We start from the raw sequence: 18,527 nt of genomic DNA on the forward strand, positions 1-18,527 counted from the left end.
ACGAGGAGACATGACGATGGCCGCTGCAATCGGTATCAAGGGGCATTGCGCCCAGTGCGACATGACGTTTGAACTCAAGCCTTGGCAATTGAATGCCATTGCCGTTGATATACCTTTTGACTGTACGTATTGCCACTGCGGCTTGCAGCTGTGTTGCCACAAGCAGTTGCGTCAGTTTCGCGCCCTCGACCAGTGGGCGTTGGTGCGCCCGAGCATGATCATGCTGACGTGCGCGACCTTGGTGGTGGCCCTGGTTGCAGAGTGGTTGGGGCTGCTTAGCATGATTGCGCAGTTCAACCTTTCACTGGCTACGGTGTTGATTCATTTCCTGGTGGTGCGCTACGCCCGTCATCGACAGCGGATGACCTTGGAGTTGCAGGTCATCAGCCCGCTACCAGTTGAACAACTCGCACGCATTGCGTGTGCTCGTCTCAGCCAGCAATGAAGGGCTGATTGCCATGCGCTGCGCCAGGGCTACGCAGATGTCCGGCAGGTGCTGCGGGCTGTTGCGCTGGTTGGGATGCATGGCCGGGGCCATATCCGGCGAATCGGTTTCCAGCACAACAGCGTCAAGGGGCAACTGGGCAAGTACCTTGTGCATGCGCAGGGCTTGGGGCCAGGTGGCGGCGCCGCCCAGGCCAAGTTTGAAACCGAGCTTGATGTACTCGCGGGCCTCCTCGAGGCTGCCGGCGAACGCATGGATGATCCCGCCCCGCGGCAGGCGGATGCGCTTGAGGGTGGCAATCACGGCGGCGTGGCTGCGGCGTACGTGCAGCAAGGCCGGCAGTTGGAAATCCAGCGCCAGTTTCAGTTGCGCTTCGAACAGGCTCTGCTGGCGCTCGCGGTCCAGGTGCTCAAGAAAGTAATCCAGGCCGATTTCGCCCACGGCGCATAATTGCCGGTGGCCGCGCAGGCGCGTCAACCAGTCACCCAACTCCAGCAGGTCGGCAGGGCGATGTTCATCGAGATATACCGGGTGCAAGCCGAAGGCCGCGAACAAGGCGTCGTCCTCCTGCACCAAATCCCACAGCCGCTGCCAGTTTTTCTGGTATACGCCCAACACCACCATGCGCTGTATGCCGAGTTGACGGCTATGGGCGAGGACTTGCGGGCGATCGTGGTCGAAGTCCGCGAAGTCCAGGTGGGTGTGGGTGTCGATCAGCTCCATGCTCAGGCCTCGTGAATACGCTGCTTGAAGGTCCGGCCAATGGCGTGCACGCCCGGTTGGTACTGTTCTTCCTCAATGGCGGCCAGAGCCAGGCGCAAGGCGGTCTCGGCGATCAACTGGTGTTGCTGGGCCATGGCGTTGACCGGCAATGGCAGGAAATCCAGCAGTTGGGTATCGCCGAAAGTGCCCAGGCGCAGGGGGCGCGACCTGAGGGGGAAGTCATGCAGCGCGTCGAACACGCCTTGCAGCAGCACGTAGGATGTCGTCACCAGCGCGTCGGGCAAATGCCCCAGGCGTTGCAGCAGCTGTTCCATCAACTGTCGGCCGCAGTCACGGCTGAAGGCTTCGCCCTGTTCGATGATCACTTCGCCGTTGAAGCCTTGCAGCGCTTCACGGAAACCGGCGGTACGCTCCTGGCTGATGCTCAATTCGGGGTGTGCGCCGATCAGCGCGATCTGCTTGGGCAGCGGTTGCAGCAGGCTGCTGGTGAGTTGCTGGCAGGCCTGGCGGTCATCGCTGACCACCGAGCAGAATTGGCCAGGCTCCATGACTCGGTCGATGGCGATCACCGGCAACCCCTTGGCTTGCAGCTCGCGATAGCTGTCATCAGTGGCTGGCAGGCAACTGGCGACGAACAGCGCATCGCAACGCCGCGCACGGAACAGTTGCAGCAGTTGGCGTTCGCTGGCGGCTTCGTCATCAGAACTGGCAATCAGCAACTGGTAGCCCCGCGCTCGTGCACCTTGTTCCAACAGCTTGGCGATGCGTGCGTAACTGGGGTTTTCCAGGTCGGGCAGGATGAACCCCAAGGTGCGCGTGTGCCGGCTGCGCAGCCCGGCGGCTTGGGGGTTGGGCGTAAAGCCATGGGCCTGGACCACGGCGCGCACGCGCTCAACAGTTGCGTTGCTGATGCGTTGCTGTTCGGCCTTGCCATTGATGACATAGCTGGCGGTGGTCACCGACACACCGGCCAGACGTGCGATATCACTGAGTTTCAAACCGGGATTTCCTTGTTTTTTAGAGCGTGCCCCGACATTTTGTCCAATCGTAACCGATTCCAGCCTACGACCAATGTCCCAGAGCAAGCGCCGAGTGGCCCTTCTAGCTTGCGCAATTAACGCGTAATCTGCCATAAATTCTAGATTAAACGTTTCAGCAGGCGTATTTTTACGATGTTCGCCACTGAGTGACCACTGCCAATTGACCACTCAGTCAGTTATTTGTGAACGTCTCGCGCTGATTAATTCAAAACAATACCTAGTGCGCACATCGCACTAACTAGGAGAACGGCATGCTTGAGCTCACTGTAGAGCAGATATCCATGGGCCAGGTGGCTGTGGATAAGTCTGCTGCCTTGCACCTGCTCGCTGGCAAATTGGTGGCCGATGGCCTGGTTGCCGAGGGTTATCTCAGTGGCTTGCAAGCCCGTGAAGCCCAAGGTTCGACTTTTCTCGGCCAGGGCATCGCCATTCCCCACGGCACGCCAGAAACCCGCGACCAGGTGTTTTCCACAGGTGTGCGCCTGCTGCAGTTCCCCGAAGGGGTGGACTGGGGCGACGGCCAGGTGGTCTACCTGGCGATTGGCATCGCGGCTAAATCCGATGAACACCTGCGCCTGCTGCAACTGCTGACCCGCGCCCTCGGTGAAACCGACTTGGGCCAGGCACTGCGTCGGGCCGGCAGCGCCGAAGCCTTGTTGAAGCTGTTGCAAGGCGCCCCCCAGGAGCTGGCGCTGGATGCGCAGATGATCAGCCTGGGGGTATCTGCCGATGATTTTGAAGAGTTGGTATGGCGCGGCGCAAGGCTGCTGCGCCAGGCCGACTGCGTAAGCAATGGTTTTGCGGCGGTGTTGCAACAGGTTGATGCGCTGCCCCTGGGCGATGGCCTGTGGTGGTTGCACAGCGAGCAGACGGTCAAGCGTCCGGGCCTGGCGTTTGTCACACCGGACAAACCCATGCGCTACCTCGGCCAGCCCCTGCACGGCTTGTTCTGCCTGGCGAGCCTCGGTGAAGCCCATCAAGCCCTGCTTGAACGCCTGTGTGCCTTGTTGATTGAAGGGCGCGGCCAGGAACTGGGGCGTGCCACCAGCCGCCGTGCGGTGCTGGAAGTGCTGGGCGGCGAACTGCCTGCGGACTGGCCCAGCGCCCGCATCACCCTGGCCAATGCCCATGGCCTGCATGCGCGCCCGGCCAAGATCCTCGCGCAATTGGCGAAGAGTTTCGATGGCGATATACGTGTGCGTATCATCGATGGCCCGGTGGGCGCCGTGTCGGTCAAAAGCCTGAGCAAGTTGCTTAGCCTCGGTGCGCGTCGCGGCCAGGTACTGGAATTCGTTGCCGAGCCGACGATTGCCGGCGACGCATTGCCCGCGTTGTTGGCCGCGATCGAAGAGGGCCTTGGTGAAGAGGTCGAGCCGTTGCCAAGCGTGAGCGCCGAACCTGCCCAAGTCGATGTCGAACCGGTACTCAGCGCGCCACTGAGTGGTAGCCAGCTCCAGGCCATCGCCGCCGCGCCGGGTATCGCCATCGGCCCGGCCCATATCCAGATTCCACAGCTGTTTGATTACCCCCTGCGCGGTGAGTCTGCCGCGATTGAGCGCCAGCGCCTGCACGCGGCCTTGAGCGAGGTGCGCCAGGATATCCAGGGCCTGATCGAACGCAGCCTGGCCAAGGCCATCCGTGAGATTTTCATCACCCACCAGGAAATGCTCGACGACCCGGAACTGACCGACGAAGTCGACACCCGCCTCAAGCAGGGCGAAAGCGCCGAAGCCGCCTGGATGAGCGTGATCGAGGCCGCCGCCAAGCAGCAGGAAGCGTTGCAGGACGCCTTGCTGGCCGAGCGCGCCGCCGATCTGCGCGATATCGGCCGTCGAGTGCTGGCGCAACTGTGCGGTGTCGAAACCATTCAGGAGCCCAGCGAGCCCTATATCCTGGTGATGGATGAAGTCGGCCCTTCTGACGTGGCGCGCCTGGACCCGGCCCGCGTCGCCGGTATCCTTACCGCTCGCGGCGGTGCCACCGCCCACAGCGCCATCGTCGCTCGCGCCTTGGGCATTCCTGCCTTGGTCGGCGCAGGCGCTGCGGTGTTGCTGCTGAACGCCGGCATACCGCTGTTGCTCGACGGTCAGCGCGGTCGCCTGCATGTCGACCCGGACGCCGCTACTCTGCAACGGGCCGTGGTCGAGCGCGATACCCGCGAACAACGCTTGCAGGCGGCGTCGGCCCAACGCCACGAACCGGCGCTGACCCGTGACGGGCACGCCGTGGAAGTATTCGCCAATATCGGCGAAAGCGCCGGGGTGGCCAGTGCAGTGGAGCAGGGCGCCGAAGGCATTGGCCTGCTGCGCACCGAACTGATTTTCATGGCCCACCCCCAGGCGCCGGACGAAGCCACCCAGGAGGCCGAATACCGTCGCGTGCTCGACGGCCTCGACGGGCGCCCGCTGGTGGTACGCACCCTCGATGTGGGCGGCGATAAACCTTTGCCGTATTGGCCTATCGCCGAAGAAGAAAACCCCTTTCTTGGCGTACGCGGCATTCGCCTGACCTTGCAGCGCCCCAAGATCATGGAAGCGCAACTGCGTGCGCTGCTGCGTTCGGCGGATAACCGACCGTTGCGCATCATGTTCCCCATGGTCGGCAGCGTGGATGAGTGGCGCGCAGCCCGGGACATGACCGAGCGCCTGCGCCTGGAAATCCCGGTGGCTGATTTGCAGTTGGGCATCATGATTGAAGTGCCGTCAGCCGCCTTGCTGGCGCCGGTACTGGCCAAGGAAGTGGACTTCTTCAGCGTCGGCACCAATGACCTGACCCAGTACACCCTGGCCATCGATCGTGGTCACCCGACCCTGTCGGCCCAGGCAGACGGCCTGCACCCGGCGGTGTTGCAACTGATTGACATCACTGTGCGTGCCGCCCATGCCCACGGCAAATGGGTCGGCGTCTGCGGCGAGTTGGCGGCGGATCCATTGGCCGTGCCGGTGCTGGTCGGCCTGGGGGTGGATGAGTTGAGCGTGTCGGCCCGCAGCATTCCCGAAGTGAAGGCGCGGGTGCGTGAATTCAGTCTGAGCGAGGCCCGGGGCCTGGCACAACAAGCACTGGTGGTTGGTTCGCCTGCGCAAGTGCGTGCCCTTGTGGAGGCCGTGTAAATGGCGAAGATTCTGACCCTGACGCTGAACCCGGCGTTGGACCTCACGGTGCGCCTGGCGCGCCTGGAACCGGGTGCAGTCAATCGCAGTGAAGCGATGCTCACTCACGCAGCGGGCAAGGGCGTGAACGTGGCGCAAGTGTTGGCGGACCTGGGCCATGACGTCAGCGTCGGCGGGTTTCTCGGTGAGGCGAACCCCCAGGCTTTCGATGCGCTGATCAGCCGCCGTGGGTTTGGCGATGCGTTCGTTCGCGTGCCCGGCGAAACCCGCAGCAATATCAAGATTGCCGAACAGGATGGGCGGGTCACCGACATCAATGCGCCGGGGCCGCTGGTGAGTGAAGAGGCGCAGCACGCACTGCTCGATAAGGTCGCAATGATCGGCGCGCAATTCGACGCGGTGGTGGTGGCCGGCAGCTTGCCGCGAGGCGTTAGCCCGCAGTGGTTTCAGGGGCTGTTGCAGCAGTTGAAAGGCCTCGGTTTGAAAGTCGCCCTGGACACCAGTGGAGAAGCGTTGCGCACCGGTTTGCAGGCCGGCCCGTGGCTGGTCAAGCCCAATACCGAAGAGCTGGCCGAAGCCTTGGATAATGCCACCGATGCCATCGGCCAACTGCATCAGCAGGGCGTCGAACATGTGGTGGTCTCCGACGGTGCTGCGGGTGTGACCTGGTACCGCCCGGGTGCAGCGCTGCACGCCACGCCGCCCAAGGTGACGGTGGCCAGCACCGTGGGCGCCGGCGACTCGCTGTTGGCCGGCATGCTTCATGGTTTGCTCAGCGGCGAAGCAGCCGAACAGACCCTGCGCCGCGCCACGGCAATTGCCGCGATGGCCGTGACGCAGATCGGCTTTGGCATCAGCGATGACGCGCAGTTGGCGCACCTTGAAAGCGGCGTCGATGTACGCACGCTGACAGAACAATAAGAGGGTTTGTGATGAAGTTAGCCATTGTTACCGCCTGCCCCAACGGCATGGTCACCAGTGTGCTGTGCGCCCGCTTGTTAGGCGCCGCCGCCCAGCGCATGGGCTTGCACACCAGTGTCGAAGTCGTCGACGTGCAGCGCCCGGAGCGCCAGCTGTCCCAGGCCACCCTTGATGACGCTGAATGGGTGTTGTTGGTCAGCAGCACGCCGGTGGACATGCAGCGTTTTGTCGGCAAGCGCGTGTTCCAGACCACCCCGGCCCAGGCGCTGGCGGATGTCGAGGCCGTATTGCGCCGCGGCGCCGAAGACGCCCAGGTGTATGTCGCCAACGACGTCCCGCTGGCCGCGAAGCATGCGCCGCGTATCGTCGCAATTACAGCCTGCCCGACGGGCGTGGCCCACACCTTCATGGCCGCCGAAGCCTTGCAACAGGCCGCCAAGCGCCTGGACTACGACTTGCAGGTCGAGACCCAGGGCTCGGTGGGCGCCCGCACGCCATTGAGCCCGGAGGCCATCGCCAATGCCGACGTGGTGTTGCTGGCGGCTGATATCGAAGTCGCCACCGAGCGTTTTGCCGGCAAGAAAATCTACCGCTGTGGCACTGGTATTGCCCTCAAACAATCCGAAGCCATTCTCAACAAGGCCCTGGCCGAAGGCGCCGTGGAAAGCGCAGCCAGCGGCGCGCCGGCCAAATCGGAAAAAACCGGCGTCTACAAACACTTGCTTACCGGCGTGTCGTACATGTTGCCGATGGTGGTGGCGGGGGGCTTGCTGATCGCCTTGTCATTCGTGTTCGGCATCCATGCCTTCGAACAACCAGGCACTTTGGCGGCAGCGCTGAAAAGCGTCGGTGACCAGGCATTCCTGCTGATGGTGCCGCTGCTGGCGGGCTACATCGCCTATTCGATCGCCGACCGCCCTGGCCTGGCGCCCGGCATGATCGGCGGGTTGCTGGCTGGGACGCTGGGCGCGGGCTTTATCGGCGGCATCCTGGCGGGTTTCGTCGCGGGCTACTGCGTCAAGTTGATCAGCCGTGCGGTGCGACTGCCCCAGAGCCTGGAGGCGCTCAAGCCGATCCTGATCATCCCGTTGCTGGCGAGCTTGTTCACCGGTCTGGTGATGATCTACCTGGTTGGCCCGCCGGTCGCCCGGTTGTTGTCCGGCCTGACCGATTTTCTCAGCACCATGGGCACCACCAACGCGGTGCTGCTGGGTATTTTGCTCGGCGGCATGATGTGCGTGGACTTGGGTGGGCCGATCAACAAGGCGGCGTATGCGTTTTCCGTCGGCCTGCTGGCGGCGTCGAGTGGTGCGCCGATGGCCGCGACCATGGCTGCCGGCATGGTGCCGCCGATCGGTATGGGCATCGCCACCTTGCTGGCCCGGCGCAAGTTCGCCCAGACCGAACGCGAAGCCGGCAAGGCCGCGATGGTCCTGGGCCTGTGCTTTATTTCCGAAGGCGCGATCCCGTTCGCGGCCAAAGACCCGCTGCGGGTAATCCCGGCCAGCATTGCCGGTGGCGCCTTGACCGGTGCGCTGTCGATGTACTTTGGCTGCAAACTCGCCGCGCCCCACGGCGGCTTGTTTGTGCTGGTGATCCCGAATGCGATGAACCATGCATTGTTGTATTTGCTGGCGATTGTGGCGGGCAGCGTGTTGACGGGGTTGGTGTATGCGCTGCTTAAGCGACCGGAAGCTGTGGAACTGACGGTCACTGCTGCCAAGGGCTGATGGGATTCAAAATGTGGGAGGGGGCTTGCCCCCGATAGCGGTATATCAGTCAGCCTATTTTTAGCTGACACACTGCTATCGGGAGCAAGCCCCCTCCCACATTTGGATTTTCATTGGCTGTAAGGGTGGTGTCATCTCTGCTTCATCCCTACGTGCTTAAGTGGCCCTTTTGATACTCAAGAGGGCACCTGCATGAGCCACTTCGATCTCAGCCGCCGCCGTGTGATGCAAGCTGTGGGCGCCGGCTTGTTATTGCCGGGCCTGGCCCCGGCGGTGATCGCTTCGGTAAAAGACCGGCCGCAACTCACTGACGGGGTGCAATCCGGTGACCTGCTCGGTGATCGCGCGATGATCTGGAGCCGCAGCGACCGCCCGGCGAAGATGGTGGTGGAGTGGGACACCCGCAGTGTGTTCAGCAACCCGCGCAAGTTCATCTCGCCCCTGGCCGACAGCCGCACCGACTTTACCGCCCGTGTGGAGCTCAGCGGTTTGCCGGTGGACCAGGCGATTTTCTATCGTGTGCATTTCGAAGATGCCCAGACCGGTGTCGCCAGCGAACCCTGGTTTGGCCACTTGCGCAGCGTGCCGCAACAGCGCCGCGACATCCGTTTTGTGTGGAGCGGCGACACCGTCGGCCAAGGCTTCGGTATCAACCCGGACATCGGTGGTATGCGCATCTACGAAGCCATGCGCCTGCGCCTTCCGGACTTCTTTATCCACAGCGGCGACACCATCTACGCCGACGGCCCGGTGCCTGCACAATTGGTCACCGAAGGCGGGCGCATCTGGCGCAACATCACCACCGAAGCCAAGAGCAAAGTCGCCGAGACGCTGGATGAGTATCGCGGCAATTACCGCTACAACCTGCTGGATGAGAACGTGCGCCGCTTCAATGCCGAAGTACCGCAGATCTGGCAGTGGGACGATCACGAGGTGATCAATAACTGGTCGCCCAGCAAGCAGTTGGACGAGCGTTACCAGACCCGCGATATCAACACCCTCGTCGGTCGCGCTCGCCAGGCCTGGCTGGAGTATTCACCCATGCGTCGGCAGAGCGCAGACGGTGGCGGGCGTATTTATCGCAAGCTCAGTTATGGGCCGCTGCTGGATGTATTCGTGCTGGATATGCGCAGCTACCGTGGGCCGAATGACGACAACCTGGGCGGTGAAAAACCCTTTCTCGGTCGCGAACAGCTGGATTGGCTCAAGCGTGAACTCAAGGCGTCGCAAGCGCAGTGGAAGGTGATTGCCGCCGATATGCCCATCGGCCTGGGCGTGCCTGACGGTGAGGTAAGCCCTGGCGTGCCGCGTTGGGAAGCCATCGCCAACGGCGACTCCGGCCCGGCGCAAGGACGCGAGTTGGAGATTGCCGAACTGCTTGGTTTTCTGCATGCGCAACAAGTGCGAAACCATGTTTGGCTGACCGCTGATGTGCACTATTGCGCGGCGCATCACTACCATCCGGACCGGGCGGCGTTCCAGGATTTCGAGCCGTTCTGGGAGTTTGTCGCGGGTCCCTTGAATGCCGGGAGTTTCGGGCCTAATCCGCTGGATAAAACCTTTGGCCCGCAAGTGGTGTTCCAGAAGGCGCCGCCTGCGCAAAACACATCGCCGTTCGCTGGCTTTCAGTTTTTTGGCGAGGTGCAGATTGACGGGCAGACGGCGGAGTTGACCGTTATTTTGCGCGACTTGGACGGGCTGTCAGTGTTCGAGCAAAAGCTGCAACCTGCCTGACCTGGAATGCAGTCAAAAAATGTGGGGGGGCTTGCTCCCGATAGCGGTGGATCAGCCTACTGATGAAGTGACTGTTATACCGCTATCGGGAGCAAGCCCCCTCCCACATGGGTTCTGCAGTGTCTGAAAATCTCAGTAGACATCCCGGCGATAACGGCCCTGTTCAATCAATCGCTCCACCGCCTCACTGCCCAGGATATCCACCAACGCCTGATCCACCCCCGTCGCCATCCCTTGCAGACTGCCGCACACATAAATCGCCGCGCCGTCGGCCAGCCATTTACGCAGTACATCCGCCGATTCGCGCAGGCGATCCTGTACGTAGATCTTTTCTTCCTGATCCCGGGAGAACGCCAGGTCGAGCAGCGCCAGGTCGCCATTGGCGAGCCAGCCTTGCAGTTCGTCCTGGCACAGGTAGTCATGGGCGATCTGGCGTTCGCCAAATAGCAGCCAGTTGCGCTGCTGGCCAGCGGCGATGCGTGCCTTGATCAAGCTGCGCAGGCCCGCCAGGCCGGTGCCGTTGCCCAGCAGGATCAGCGGCACCGGCGCATCCGGCAGGTGGAAGCCGCTGTTGCGGCGCAGGCGCAGACTGATGCCCGAACCGATGGACGCGTGTTCCGTCAGCCAGCCTGAGCCAAGGCCCAGGCTGCCGTCGGGGTGGCGTTCCTGGCGCACGATCAGCTCCAGCACGCCATCGCTGGCGATCGAGGCGATGGAGTATTCGCGCATACCCAGGGGTACCAGTGCGTTCACCAGGGCTTGGGCATGCAGGCCGACCAGGTGCGCGCGGTTGTCCGGCAATTGGCGGGTGGCCAGGGCTTGGTCGAGGGTGTGCGCCAAGCCGTCGATCAACACGCCGTCGCTGCCGGCCAGGCCCAGGCCGTGGAGGAAGTGATCAATGGCCCACGGGCAGTTTCGCGGCAGGATTTCCACCAGGTCACCGGCCTGCCAGCTTTGCGCCGAGGGCGGCGTGAGGCCCAGCAGATAGACGTCGGCGCCGACGCTGCCTGGGTTGAGCAGGGTGCGTTGGCTCAGTGTCCAGGTTTCATATTGTGCGGGTTGCCAAGCCGCCGCTGGCGCGTGACCGGTGAGTTGGCCGAGTTGCTGTTGCCAGGTCAGCAAGGCCTCAGTGTCGCCGTTGTCGACTTCCACCGGGGCGAACAGTGCATTGCCGCCCTGGTTGGTCAGCCAGAAATGCAGGCGCCGGGCAAAGCCGCAGAAGTGTTCGTATTGGCGATCACCTAGGGCCAGTACCGAATAGTTCAAGCCTTTGAGCGGTAAGTCCTGACCGAGCACGCTGCGCTCAAAACCCCGAGCATTATCCGGAGTTTCGCCGTCGCCGAAGGTGCTGACGACGAACAACGCATGTTCCGACTGGCTCAGGTCGTCCCGGCTGACGCTGCCCAGGGGCTGCACCTTCACCGGCAGGCCCGCCGCCTGCAATTGACCAGCCGTTTGCCATGCAAGTTGTTCGGCAAAACCGCTCTGGCTGGCAAAGCCAATCAGCCAGGCCGGCGCATCGCTGTGATTGGTCGTCAGGCCCTGACGGGCATCGCGCACCTGGCGCTTCTTGCGGCGGCGGTCGAGGTACAGCAGCCAGCCGGTGATAAAGAACAATGGCATGAGCAGCGAGCTGACGGTGAGCACGAGGCGTCCGATCAGGCCGAAATAGCTGCCGGTGTGCAGCGCATAGACACTGGTCAGTAATTGCGATTTGAGGCTCTTGCTGGCGTAGCGCTCGTGGGATTTGACCTCGCCGGTGGCCGGGTCCAGGTTGATCTGGTTCAGGGCACGGTCATGGGGCGAGTCTTTGAGCAGGTAATACACGGTGGCCGGTTGCCCGGCGACGGCCGGCATGCGGATGTTGTAGGCACTCAGGTCGGGGCCGGCGTTGCTGTAGATACTGCTCCAGATCGCGTCGTAGTTGGCTACCGGAGCAGGGCCGGCAGGTGGCGGGCCGCGCTTGCGCATGCGCTCGTTTTGCGGCGCGTCGGAGAGCAGTTTGGTCACGCCCTGGTTGTACCAGTCGTAGGACCAATACAGTCCGGTCAGTGCCGCCAACAGATAAAACAACAGGCACCAGGTGCCGAATACCGAATGCAGATCCCAGTTGAAGCTGCGACCCTTTTTGCGCCAGTCCAGGGTCAGCCATGCGCGCCAGCTTTTTACCTGGCGCGGCCAGCGCAGATACAAACCGGAAAGGCAGAAAAACACCAGGATCAGGGTGCAGGCGCCGGTGATGTTGCGCCCGGTTTCGCCGACGGCGAGGAAGCGGTGCAGTTGCAGGATAAAACCAAACACATCCTGGCCGACGGCGTCGCCCAGGTAGTCGCCGGTATAGGGATCGAAGTAGCGCATCTGACCCCGACGCTCCCCCGGCGGCGGGGTGAAGGACACCCGGGCGGCGTTGCCGCTGTCGCTTTCCACCCACAGCATCGCAACGCTCTTGCCTTCGGCGGCCTCCAGCTTGCGCACCAGTTCGGCAGGCGGCAGCACACCGGCCTCGCGCTTCTGTACGCTCAATACGGTGGGGTTGAGTGCCCGCAGGATTTCATCCTGGAACGAGTACGCCGCCCCGGTGACCCCCATCAAGGCCAGCACCAGCCCGGCAGTGATGCCGAAAAACCAGTGCAACTGGAACAGGGTTTTCTTCAACACGTCGGGCCGCCTCGCTCATCTGGATATCTATTTCACGGCGCGCATTATGCCGTGGCTTAACGAGAAAAATTCTGTTTTACACACAAAAGCCCCACGCATCCGATGCGTGGGGCTTTGGGTCGGGACATTGACCGCTTTTAGAAGTGGAAGCTGGTGGTCAACAGCGCGGTGCGACCGGCCGCCTGGTTGGCGAAGTGCGCCGAATAGGCCTTGTCGTAGTAGGTCTTGTCGGTGAGGTTCTGCACGTTCAGTTGCAGGTCGACGTTCTTGGTCAGCTTGTAGCTGGCCATGGCGTCATAGCGGGTGTAGGACGGCACGTATACGGTGTTGCCGGCATCGCCGTAAACCTCATCGACGTAGAACGCGCCGCCGCCGACGGTCAGCTTGGGCGTGATGTCGTAGGTGGTCCACAGGCTGAAGGAGTTCTTCGGCGTGTTGGGCATTTGGTTGCCTTTGTTGGAGCCGGCGCTCACCACACCGTTACGCCCGTTGAGTCCGGATTTGACCAGTTCGCTGTCCAGGTAGGTGTAGCCGGCGAACACTTGCCAGTGGTCGGTGAGCTTGCCGCTGGCCGACAATTCCACGCCATCGACCTGGGACTCGCCCCCGTTCTCGTACGTGAGGGTATCGACCAGGATGCGGGTGTTTTTCTTCTCGGTGCGGAACACGGCAGCGGTCAGGGACAAACGATCATGGAACAGGTCCCACTTGGTGCCCAGTTCATAGTTGACGGTTTCTTCAGGCTGCAAGTCGCTTGTGGCGGCACCTGCAGACAGTGGGTTGCCGTCGGCGCCTTCACCTACCAGGCCACCCGCTGGTGAGGCCGAGGTGGCATAGGAGGCGTAGATGCTGCCGTTGTCCAAAGGCTTCCACACCAGGCCTGCCTGCCAGTTGAAGAACTGGCTGTCATCCTTGATCTTGGTGCGTCCGGTAGTGGCGTTGGTGTTGGCTTCGGTATCGAAGGTGTCGTAACGCAGGCCGACGTTCAGCAGCCATTTCGGATCCAGCTCGATGGTGTCGAACACATAGGCGGCGCGGCTGGTAGCCTTGGTGTTGGTGCCGTTGTAGTTGCGCGCGACACTGCCGCTCCAGGCGTCGTCTGGATTCGGGTTGCCGAGCGAGGTGCACTGGCCGCCCACGCCGCCCTTGGCCGGGTTGCACACCGGGTTGGCATTGGGGCTGACGGTATAGCCGCTGACGCGGGTTTCTTCACCGGTGAATTCCAGGCCGGTGGAGTAGCTGTGCTTGAAGCCCAGGGCCTGGAAGCTGCCGAACAGGTCGGTCTGGTTGGTGGTCGTGGTGGTCGTGGACACGCGGCTGTTAGCGCGGCGCCATACGGTGCCGAACTTGTTGACGTTGAGTTTGCTGTCATCCGGTTGGGTCAGCACATAGTCCTGGCCGGTGCTGCCGTGACGCAGGGTGTTTTTCAAGGTCATGTTGTCGTTCAGGTCGTGCTCGATGGAGAACGTACTGATATCAGCGCGAGTCTTACGGAAGTCGCGGCTTTTCAAACCGTAGAAATTGTTGCTGTCGCCGCCATCGGTGGGTTTGTCGTGCACGTGGGCAGTGGCAGTCGACGAAGCATAGCCATAGGGAATCCCCGAATCCGGCAGGTCATCGCTTTCCATATGGTAGTAGCTGAGGTTGACGCGGGTCGGCGTGCCCAGGCCAAACGTCAGCGACGGGGCCACGCCCCAACGGTCGTAGTTCACCGCATCGCGGCCGGCAACGTTTTGTTCGTGGCTCATCAGGTTCAAGCGGAAGGCGGCGCTGTCGTCGAGGAACTGGCGGTTGACGTCGAGCACGTAGCGGCGGGTCTGGTCGGAGCCGTAGGTGAAGCCGCCGTTGGTGAAGTCCCGCGCTTGTGGGGTCTTGCTCACCAGGTTGAGGCTGCCGCCGGCCGAGCCACGGCCGCCGAACGAAGAGTTCGGGCCTTTGCTGACCTCGATCGACTCGATGTCGAAGATCTCGCGGCTCTGGCCGCCGGTGTCGCGTACGCCATCCAGGTAAGTGTCGCCCTGGGCGTCAAATCCGCGGATGAACGGACGGTCGCCCTGGGGGTTGCCGCCTTCACCGGCGCCGAAGGTAATGCCCGGTACGGTGCGCAAGGCATCCTGCAGCGAGGTAGCGGCGGTGTCCTTGAGCACTTGTTGCGGCACCACTGTGACCGAACGCGGCGTGTCCACCAGCGGCGCGGTGTATTTTTGCGATGAGGCTTTTTCTACCTGGTAGGAGGTGTTGTCCTGGTCCTGGCCGGTAATGTTGGTGGCGCCGAGGGAGATAGGGTTGCGTTCGCCTTTTTGCTCGGTGTTTTCTGCCGCCTGCGCCAGGTGGGCGGCAGAGCTGGCACTCAAGGCTACACCGATGGCCGAGGCCAGCATGCGTGGTGAACTGGCTGGTGTTTTTATAAGAATGCGCGACATGACGTGTCCCTTCCCCAAGGATGTGAGGCCGCGGAATATAGGGCCAACAAGACTTTGTATCAATTGCGAGATATTGCTATTCGCATTGAATTTACATTCTTTACACTTTTTCATTACGGATTTTGCGTTCTCGTTCGTCCCCGGGTTTTACAGAGCGGATAAGAATCAATACCATTGGCGCCTCTCTGATCGCAGGTATTGCCCCATGTTGCTGCACATTCCCGGCCTGTTCTCTCGCGAGGAGGTGCTGCGCATACGCCAGGCCCTGGAAGAGACCGAATGGGCCGACGGCAAAATCACTGCCGGGCATCAGTCCGCCAAGGCCAAGCACAACCTGCAATTGCCCGAAGGCCACCCCCTGGCCAAGGAAATCGGCGCGGCCATGCTGGAACGGTTGTGGAGCAACCCGCTGTTCATGTCGGCGGCGCTGCCGCACAAAGTCTTCCCGCCGCTGCTCAACTGCTACACCGCTGGCGGCAGTTTCGACTTTCATATCGACAACGCCGTACGCCAACCCACAGGCAGCCCTGAACGTGTGCGTACCGATCTGTCGTCCACGCTGTTCTTCAGCGACCCGGACGAATACGACGGCGGCGAACTGGAAATCCAGGACACCTTCGGCCTGCAGCGGGTCAAGCTGCCCGCCGGCGACATGGTGCTGTACCCCGGCTCCAGCCTGCACAAGGTCAACGCCGTGACCCGTGGCGCCCGCTATGCTTCGTTCTTCTGGACCCAAAGCCTGGTGCGCGAAGACAGCCAGCGCACCCTGCTGTTCGAAATGGACGGCGCGATCCAGCAACTGACCCGCGACGTTCCTGACCACCCGGCACTGATCCAGCTCACCGGCACCTACCACAACCTGCTGCGCCGCTGGGTCGAGGTTTGAGATGGGCTTTTTATTGCGTCGCCAGGAAGTGCTCAACGTCGAGCAATTGCAGTCCATGCTCGACGATTCCCCGGTGCGCGCCGCCCAGGCGATCCTGATCGCGGCCAGGGAAGGCGTGGTCGACGCCCAGGCTTTGCTGGGGCAGATCCTGCTGGAAGGGCGCGGCATTGCACGCGATGAAGCGCTGGCGCTGCGCTGGTTCCAGATTGCGGCGCAGGGCGGGCATCTGATGGCGCGCAATATGGCCGGGCGTTGCCTGGAGCATGGTTGGGGTTGCGCCGTCGATGAAGCGGCGGCTGCGCGGCAATACCGGCTGGCAGCAGAGGCCGGCCTGGATTGGGGTCAGTACAACTACGCCAACCTGCTGGCGACCGGCCGGGGCCTTGCGCAAGACCAGGCCCAGGCGCTGGCGCTTTATCGCCAGGCGGCAGAGCAGGGCCACGCCAAGTCGATGAATCTGCTGGGGCGTTATCTGGAAGATGGGCAGTATTGCCCCGAGGATCCTGAGGCCGCTGTGCAGTGGTATCGACGCTCTGCCGAAGCCGGGGATTTTCGTGGGCAGTTCAGCTATGCGGCGGTGCTGGCTGGTAGCGGCCAGATCGACGCGGCAGTGGGGTGGTTGCACAAGGCGCTGGAAGGAGGGAATCTCAAATTTCTGCGAACGGCGTACAAGGCGTTGGCGTCTGCGAAGGATTCACAAGTTTTAGCGATGGCGCAGGTTTACCGCGAACACGCGGATCATTTGGAAAAGACTCTGTAGGCGATGACTCCTATGAGATTCGTGTTCCGGTTAGTCGATGAACGGCAAGTGCTTGAGGTTGAAGCTTCTGCTTAAATCACTATGATTAATGTTTAATCACACTCAATCAAATGCGTGTCAGATATCCGCGAAGAGAGTTTCCATGGGTGCCGAAACCAAAGTAATGACAGCTCATATCCCCACCGCCCTTGCTCAGAAAGTCGACAAGATGGCCGCGCGAATGGATCGCTCACGCGGATGGGTGGTGAAACAAGCCCTTGCCGATTGGGTCGATCAAGAAGAAGAACGTAGCCGTTTGACGCTTGAGGCGATGGCAGATGTGGATGCGGGACGTGTGATTGATCACCAGGCAGTGCAAGCCTGGGCCGACAGCCTGAGTACGGATTCGCCGCTACCGGTACCGCGCTGATGGAGCTGAGGTGGACGAGTAAAGCATTGTCCGATTTGTCTCGATTGTATGACTTCCTCTCTGTTGTTAACCGCCAAGCTGCCGCCCGCACCGTTCAGTCACTATCCAAGGCGCCTGACACATTGCTCAGTAATCCGCGTATCGGGGAGAGAATTGAAGAGTTTTCGCCGCGAGACGTAAGAAGACTTCTGGTAGGCCATTACGAAATGCGCTACGAAATTCAACAGTCGACACTCTATGTTTTACGGTTATGGCACGTTCGCGAGGATCGCTGAGATTGTGTAGCACACACTAAAAAGCCCATGAAACGTCATGGGCTTTTTAGTTATAGCGTTCTTACACGTAGAACGATTTCAACGGCGGAAACCCGTTGAACTCAACCGCGCTGTAGCTGGTGGTGTAGGCACCGGTCGACAACCAGTACAGACGATCACCAATCGCCAGGTTCAATGGCAAACCGTACTTGTAGTTCTCGTACATGATATCGGCGCTGTCGCAGGTGGGGCCGGCGATCACCACTTCTTCCATCTCGCCTTTCTTCTCGGTCCAGATCGGGAACTTGATGGCTTCGTCCATGGTTTCGATCAGGCCGGAGAACTTGCCCACATCGGTATACACCCAACGCTCGACGGCGGTGCGCGATTTACGTGCAACCAGCACCACTTCACTGACCAGGATGCCGGCGTTGGCGATCAGCGAGCGGCCTGGCTCCAGGATGATTTCCGGCAGGTCGTCGCCGAAATCTTCCTTGAGGAAACGGATGATTTCTTCGGCATAGGTTTCCAGGCTGTTGGTGCGGGTGATGTAGTTGGCCGGGAAGCCGCCGCCCATGTTGATCAGCTTCAGTTCAATGCCGTCTTCTTCCTTCAGACGCTCGAAGATCACCTTGACCTTGGCGATGGCCGCGTCCCAAACGCTGATGTCGCGCTGTTGCGAGCCGACGTGGAACGAGATGCCGTACGGCACCAGGCCCAGGTCACGGGCGAGGATCAGCAGGTCCATGGCCATGTCGGTCTGGCAGCCGAATTTGCGCGACAAAGGCCAGTCGGCCGTGGTCGAGCCTTCGGTGAGGATGCGCACATACACTTTCGAACCCGGCGCGGCCTTGGCGATGTTGCGCAGGTCGGCTTCGGAGTCGGTGGAGAACAGGCGCACGCCCTTCTCATAGAAGTAGCGGATGTCCTTGGATTTCTTGATGGTGTTGCCGTAGCTGATACGGTCGGCGCTGACGCCGCGGTCCATGACCTTGTCCAGCTCGTAGATCGAGGCGATGTCGAAGCTCGAACCCTTGTCTTTCAACAGGTCGATGATCTCGACGGCCGGGTTGGCCTTGACCGCGTAATACACCTTGGCGAATTCGAAACCGGCGCGCAGGTCATCGTAGGCCTGGCTGATCATCGCGGTGTCGATCACCACGAACGGGGTTTCTTGCTTGTCGGCGAACGCCTTCATTTTGTCAAAGGTGGCGCGCGCGAAATAATCTTCGACGTTGATCGACATGCTGGGGACTCCTAGGGGCAAACTGAAATTAGCAATGGGTGCAAATGAACGTCCTCCGTATCCCCACTTTGGTTCGCCTACTTCCCAAGGCATGTCGCCGAAAGCAAAAAGGCCATGGGATAAGCTTCCCTTGGCCTTGCTGTCTCGTCGTCAGTACTTGAGCCGGATGGATCGTTTCCAGCATGGAC

14 protein-coding genes are annotated in these 18,527 nt (G+C 61.6%); 9 read left to right on the plus strand and 5 right to left on the minus strand.

Going from position 1 to position 18,527, the window contains the following annotated elements; genetic code table 11:
• Positions 1–16 precede the first annotated feature (16 nt).
• Positions 17–445, plus strand: coding sequence for a hypothetical protein (locus QYQ93_RS04955; protein ID WP_338476449.1), 429 nt, complete (start codon positions 17–19; stop codon positions 443–445).
• On the opposite strand, the gene QYQ93_RS04960 is transcribed toward QYQ93_RS04955, so the two are convergent.
• Positions 392–1,168 carry a TatD family hydrolase gene (locus QYQ93_RS04960; protein ID WP_338476450.1) on the minus strand — a complete coding sequence of 259 codons (777 nt, stop codon included), beginning with the start codon at positions 1,166–1,168 and terminating at the stop codon, positions 392–394. The genes QYQ93_RS04955 and QYQ93_RS04960 overlap by 54 nt on opposite strands.
• Before the next feature lie 2 nt (positions 1,169–1,170).
• The gene (cra, locus tag QYQ93_RS04965; protein WP_043048506.1) at positions 1,171–2,166 is read right to left on the minus strand and encodes a catabolite repressor/activator; all 996 of its coding nucleotides are present in this window, start codon (positions 2,164–2,166) and stop codon (positions 1,171–1,173) included.
• A gap of 293 nt (positions 2,167–2,459) precedes the next feature.
• Here cra and ptsP point away from each other — a divergent pair, with 293 nt between their 5' ends.
• The 4 genes from ptsP to QYQ93_RS04985 all read left to right on the plus strand — a co-directional run bounded on the left by ptsP (position 2,460) and on the right by QYQ93_RS04985 (position 9,703).
• Positions 2,460–5,318 (plus strand): phosphoenolpyruvate--protein phosphotransferase, encoded by a 2,859-nt coding sequence (gene ptsP, locus QYQ93_RS04970; RefSeq protein ID WP_338476451.1) that lies wholly within the window; start codon positions 2,460–2,462, stop codon positions 5,316–5,318.
• Positions 5,319–6,239 carry a 1-phosphofructokinase gene (pfkB, locus tag QYQ93_RS04975; protein WP_043048508.1) on the plus strand — a complete coding sequence of 307 codons (921 nt, stop codon included), beginning with the start codon at positions 5,319–5,321 and terminating at the stop codon, positions 6,237–6,239.
• A gap of 11 nt (positions 6,240–6,250) precedes the next feature.
• A complete protein-coding gene (locus tag QYQ93_RS04980; RefSeq protein ID WP_338476452.1) occupies positions 6,251–7,969 on the plus strand; it encodes a PTS fructose-like transporter subunit IIB in 1,719 nt (572 codons plus the stop codon).
• Positions 7,970–8,161: 192 nt separating this feature from the next.
• On the plus strand, positions 8,162–9,703 hold the full coding sequence (locus QYQ93_RS04985; protein WP_043048511.1) for an alkaline phosphatase D family protein: 1,542 nt from the start codon (positions 8,162–8,164) through the stop codon (positions 9,701–9,703).
• Between the two features lie 132 nt (positions 9,704–9,835).
• Here the strand turns inward: QYQ93_RS04985 and QYQ93_RS04990 are convergent, their stop codons facing one another.
• Positions 9,836–12,361 carry a sulfite reductase flavoprotein subunit alpha gene (locus QYQ93_RS04990; RefSeq protein ID WP_338476453.1) on the minus strand — a complete coding sequence of 842 codons (2,526 nt, stop codon included), beginning with the start codon at positions 12,359–12,361 and terminating at the stop codon, positions 9,836–9,838.
• A gap of 137 nt (positions 12,362–12,498) precedes the next feature.
• Positions 12,499–14,784, minus strand: a complete 2,286-nt coding sequence (locus QYQ93_RS04995; RefSeq protein WP_338476454.1) for a TonB-dependent siderophore receptor — start codon at positions 14,782–14,784, stop codon at positions 12,499–12,501.
• Between the two features lie 205 nt (positions 14,785–14,989).
• Here QYQ93_RS04995 and QYQ93_RS05000 point away from each other — a divergent pair, with 205 nt between their 5' ends.
• The 4 genes from QYQ93_RS05000 to QYQ93_RS05015 all read left to right on the plus strand — a co-directional run bounded on the left by QYQ93_RS05000 (position 14,990) and on the right by QYQ93_RS05015 (position 17,114).
• Positions 14,990–15,670, plus strand: a complete 681-nt coding sequence (locus QYQ93_RS05000) for a Fe2+-dependent dioxygenase (RefSeq protein WP_338476455.1) — start codon at positions 14,990–14,992, stop codon at positions 15,668–15,670.
• A 1-nt stretch (position 15,671) separates the two neighbouring features.
• Positions 15,672–16,430, plus strand: coding sequence for a tetratricopeptide repeat protein (locus QYQ93_RS05005; RefSeq protein WP_338476456.1), 759 nt, complete (start codon positions 15,672–15,674; stop codon positions 16,428–16,430).
• Positions 16,431–16,572: 142 nt separating this feature from the next.
• Positions 16,573–16,839 (plus strand): CopG family ribbon-helix-helix protein, encoded by a 267-nt coding sequence (locus tag QYQ93_RS05010; RefSeq protein ID WP_217880063.1) that lies wholly within the window; start codon positions 16,573–16,575, stop codon positions 16,837–16,839.
• Positions 16,839–17,114: a type II toxin-antitoxin system RelE/ParE family toxin gene (locus tag QYQ93_RS05015; protein WP_338476457.1), complete on the plus strand. Its 276-nt coding sequence runs from the start codon at positions 16,839–16,841 to the stop codon at positions 17,112–17,114. Before QYQ93_RS05010 ends, QYQ93_RS05015 begins: the two co-directional genes overlap by 1 nt.
• Positions 17,115–17,175: 61 nt before the next feature.
• Here QYQ93_RS05015 and QYQ93_RS05020 read toward each other — a convergent pair whose 3' ends face one another.
• A complete protein-coding gene (locus QYQ93_RS05020; protein WP_003188470.1) occupies positions 17,176–18,339 on the minus strand; it encodes a type III PLP-dependent enzyme in 1,164 nt (387 codons plus the stop codon).
• Positions 18,340–18,527: the final 188 nt, after the last annotated feature.

The sequence above is a fragment of the Pseudomonas khavaziana genome (genome assembly GCF_036704165.1).
GTDB lineage: Bacteria > Pseudomonadota > Gammaproteobacteria > Pseudomonadales > Pseudomonadaceae > Aquipseudomonas > Aquipseudomonas khavaziana.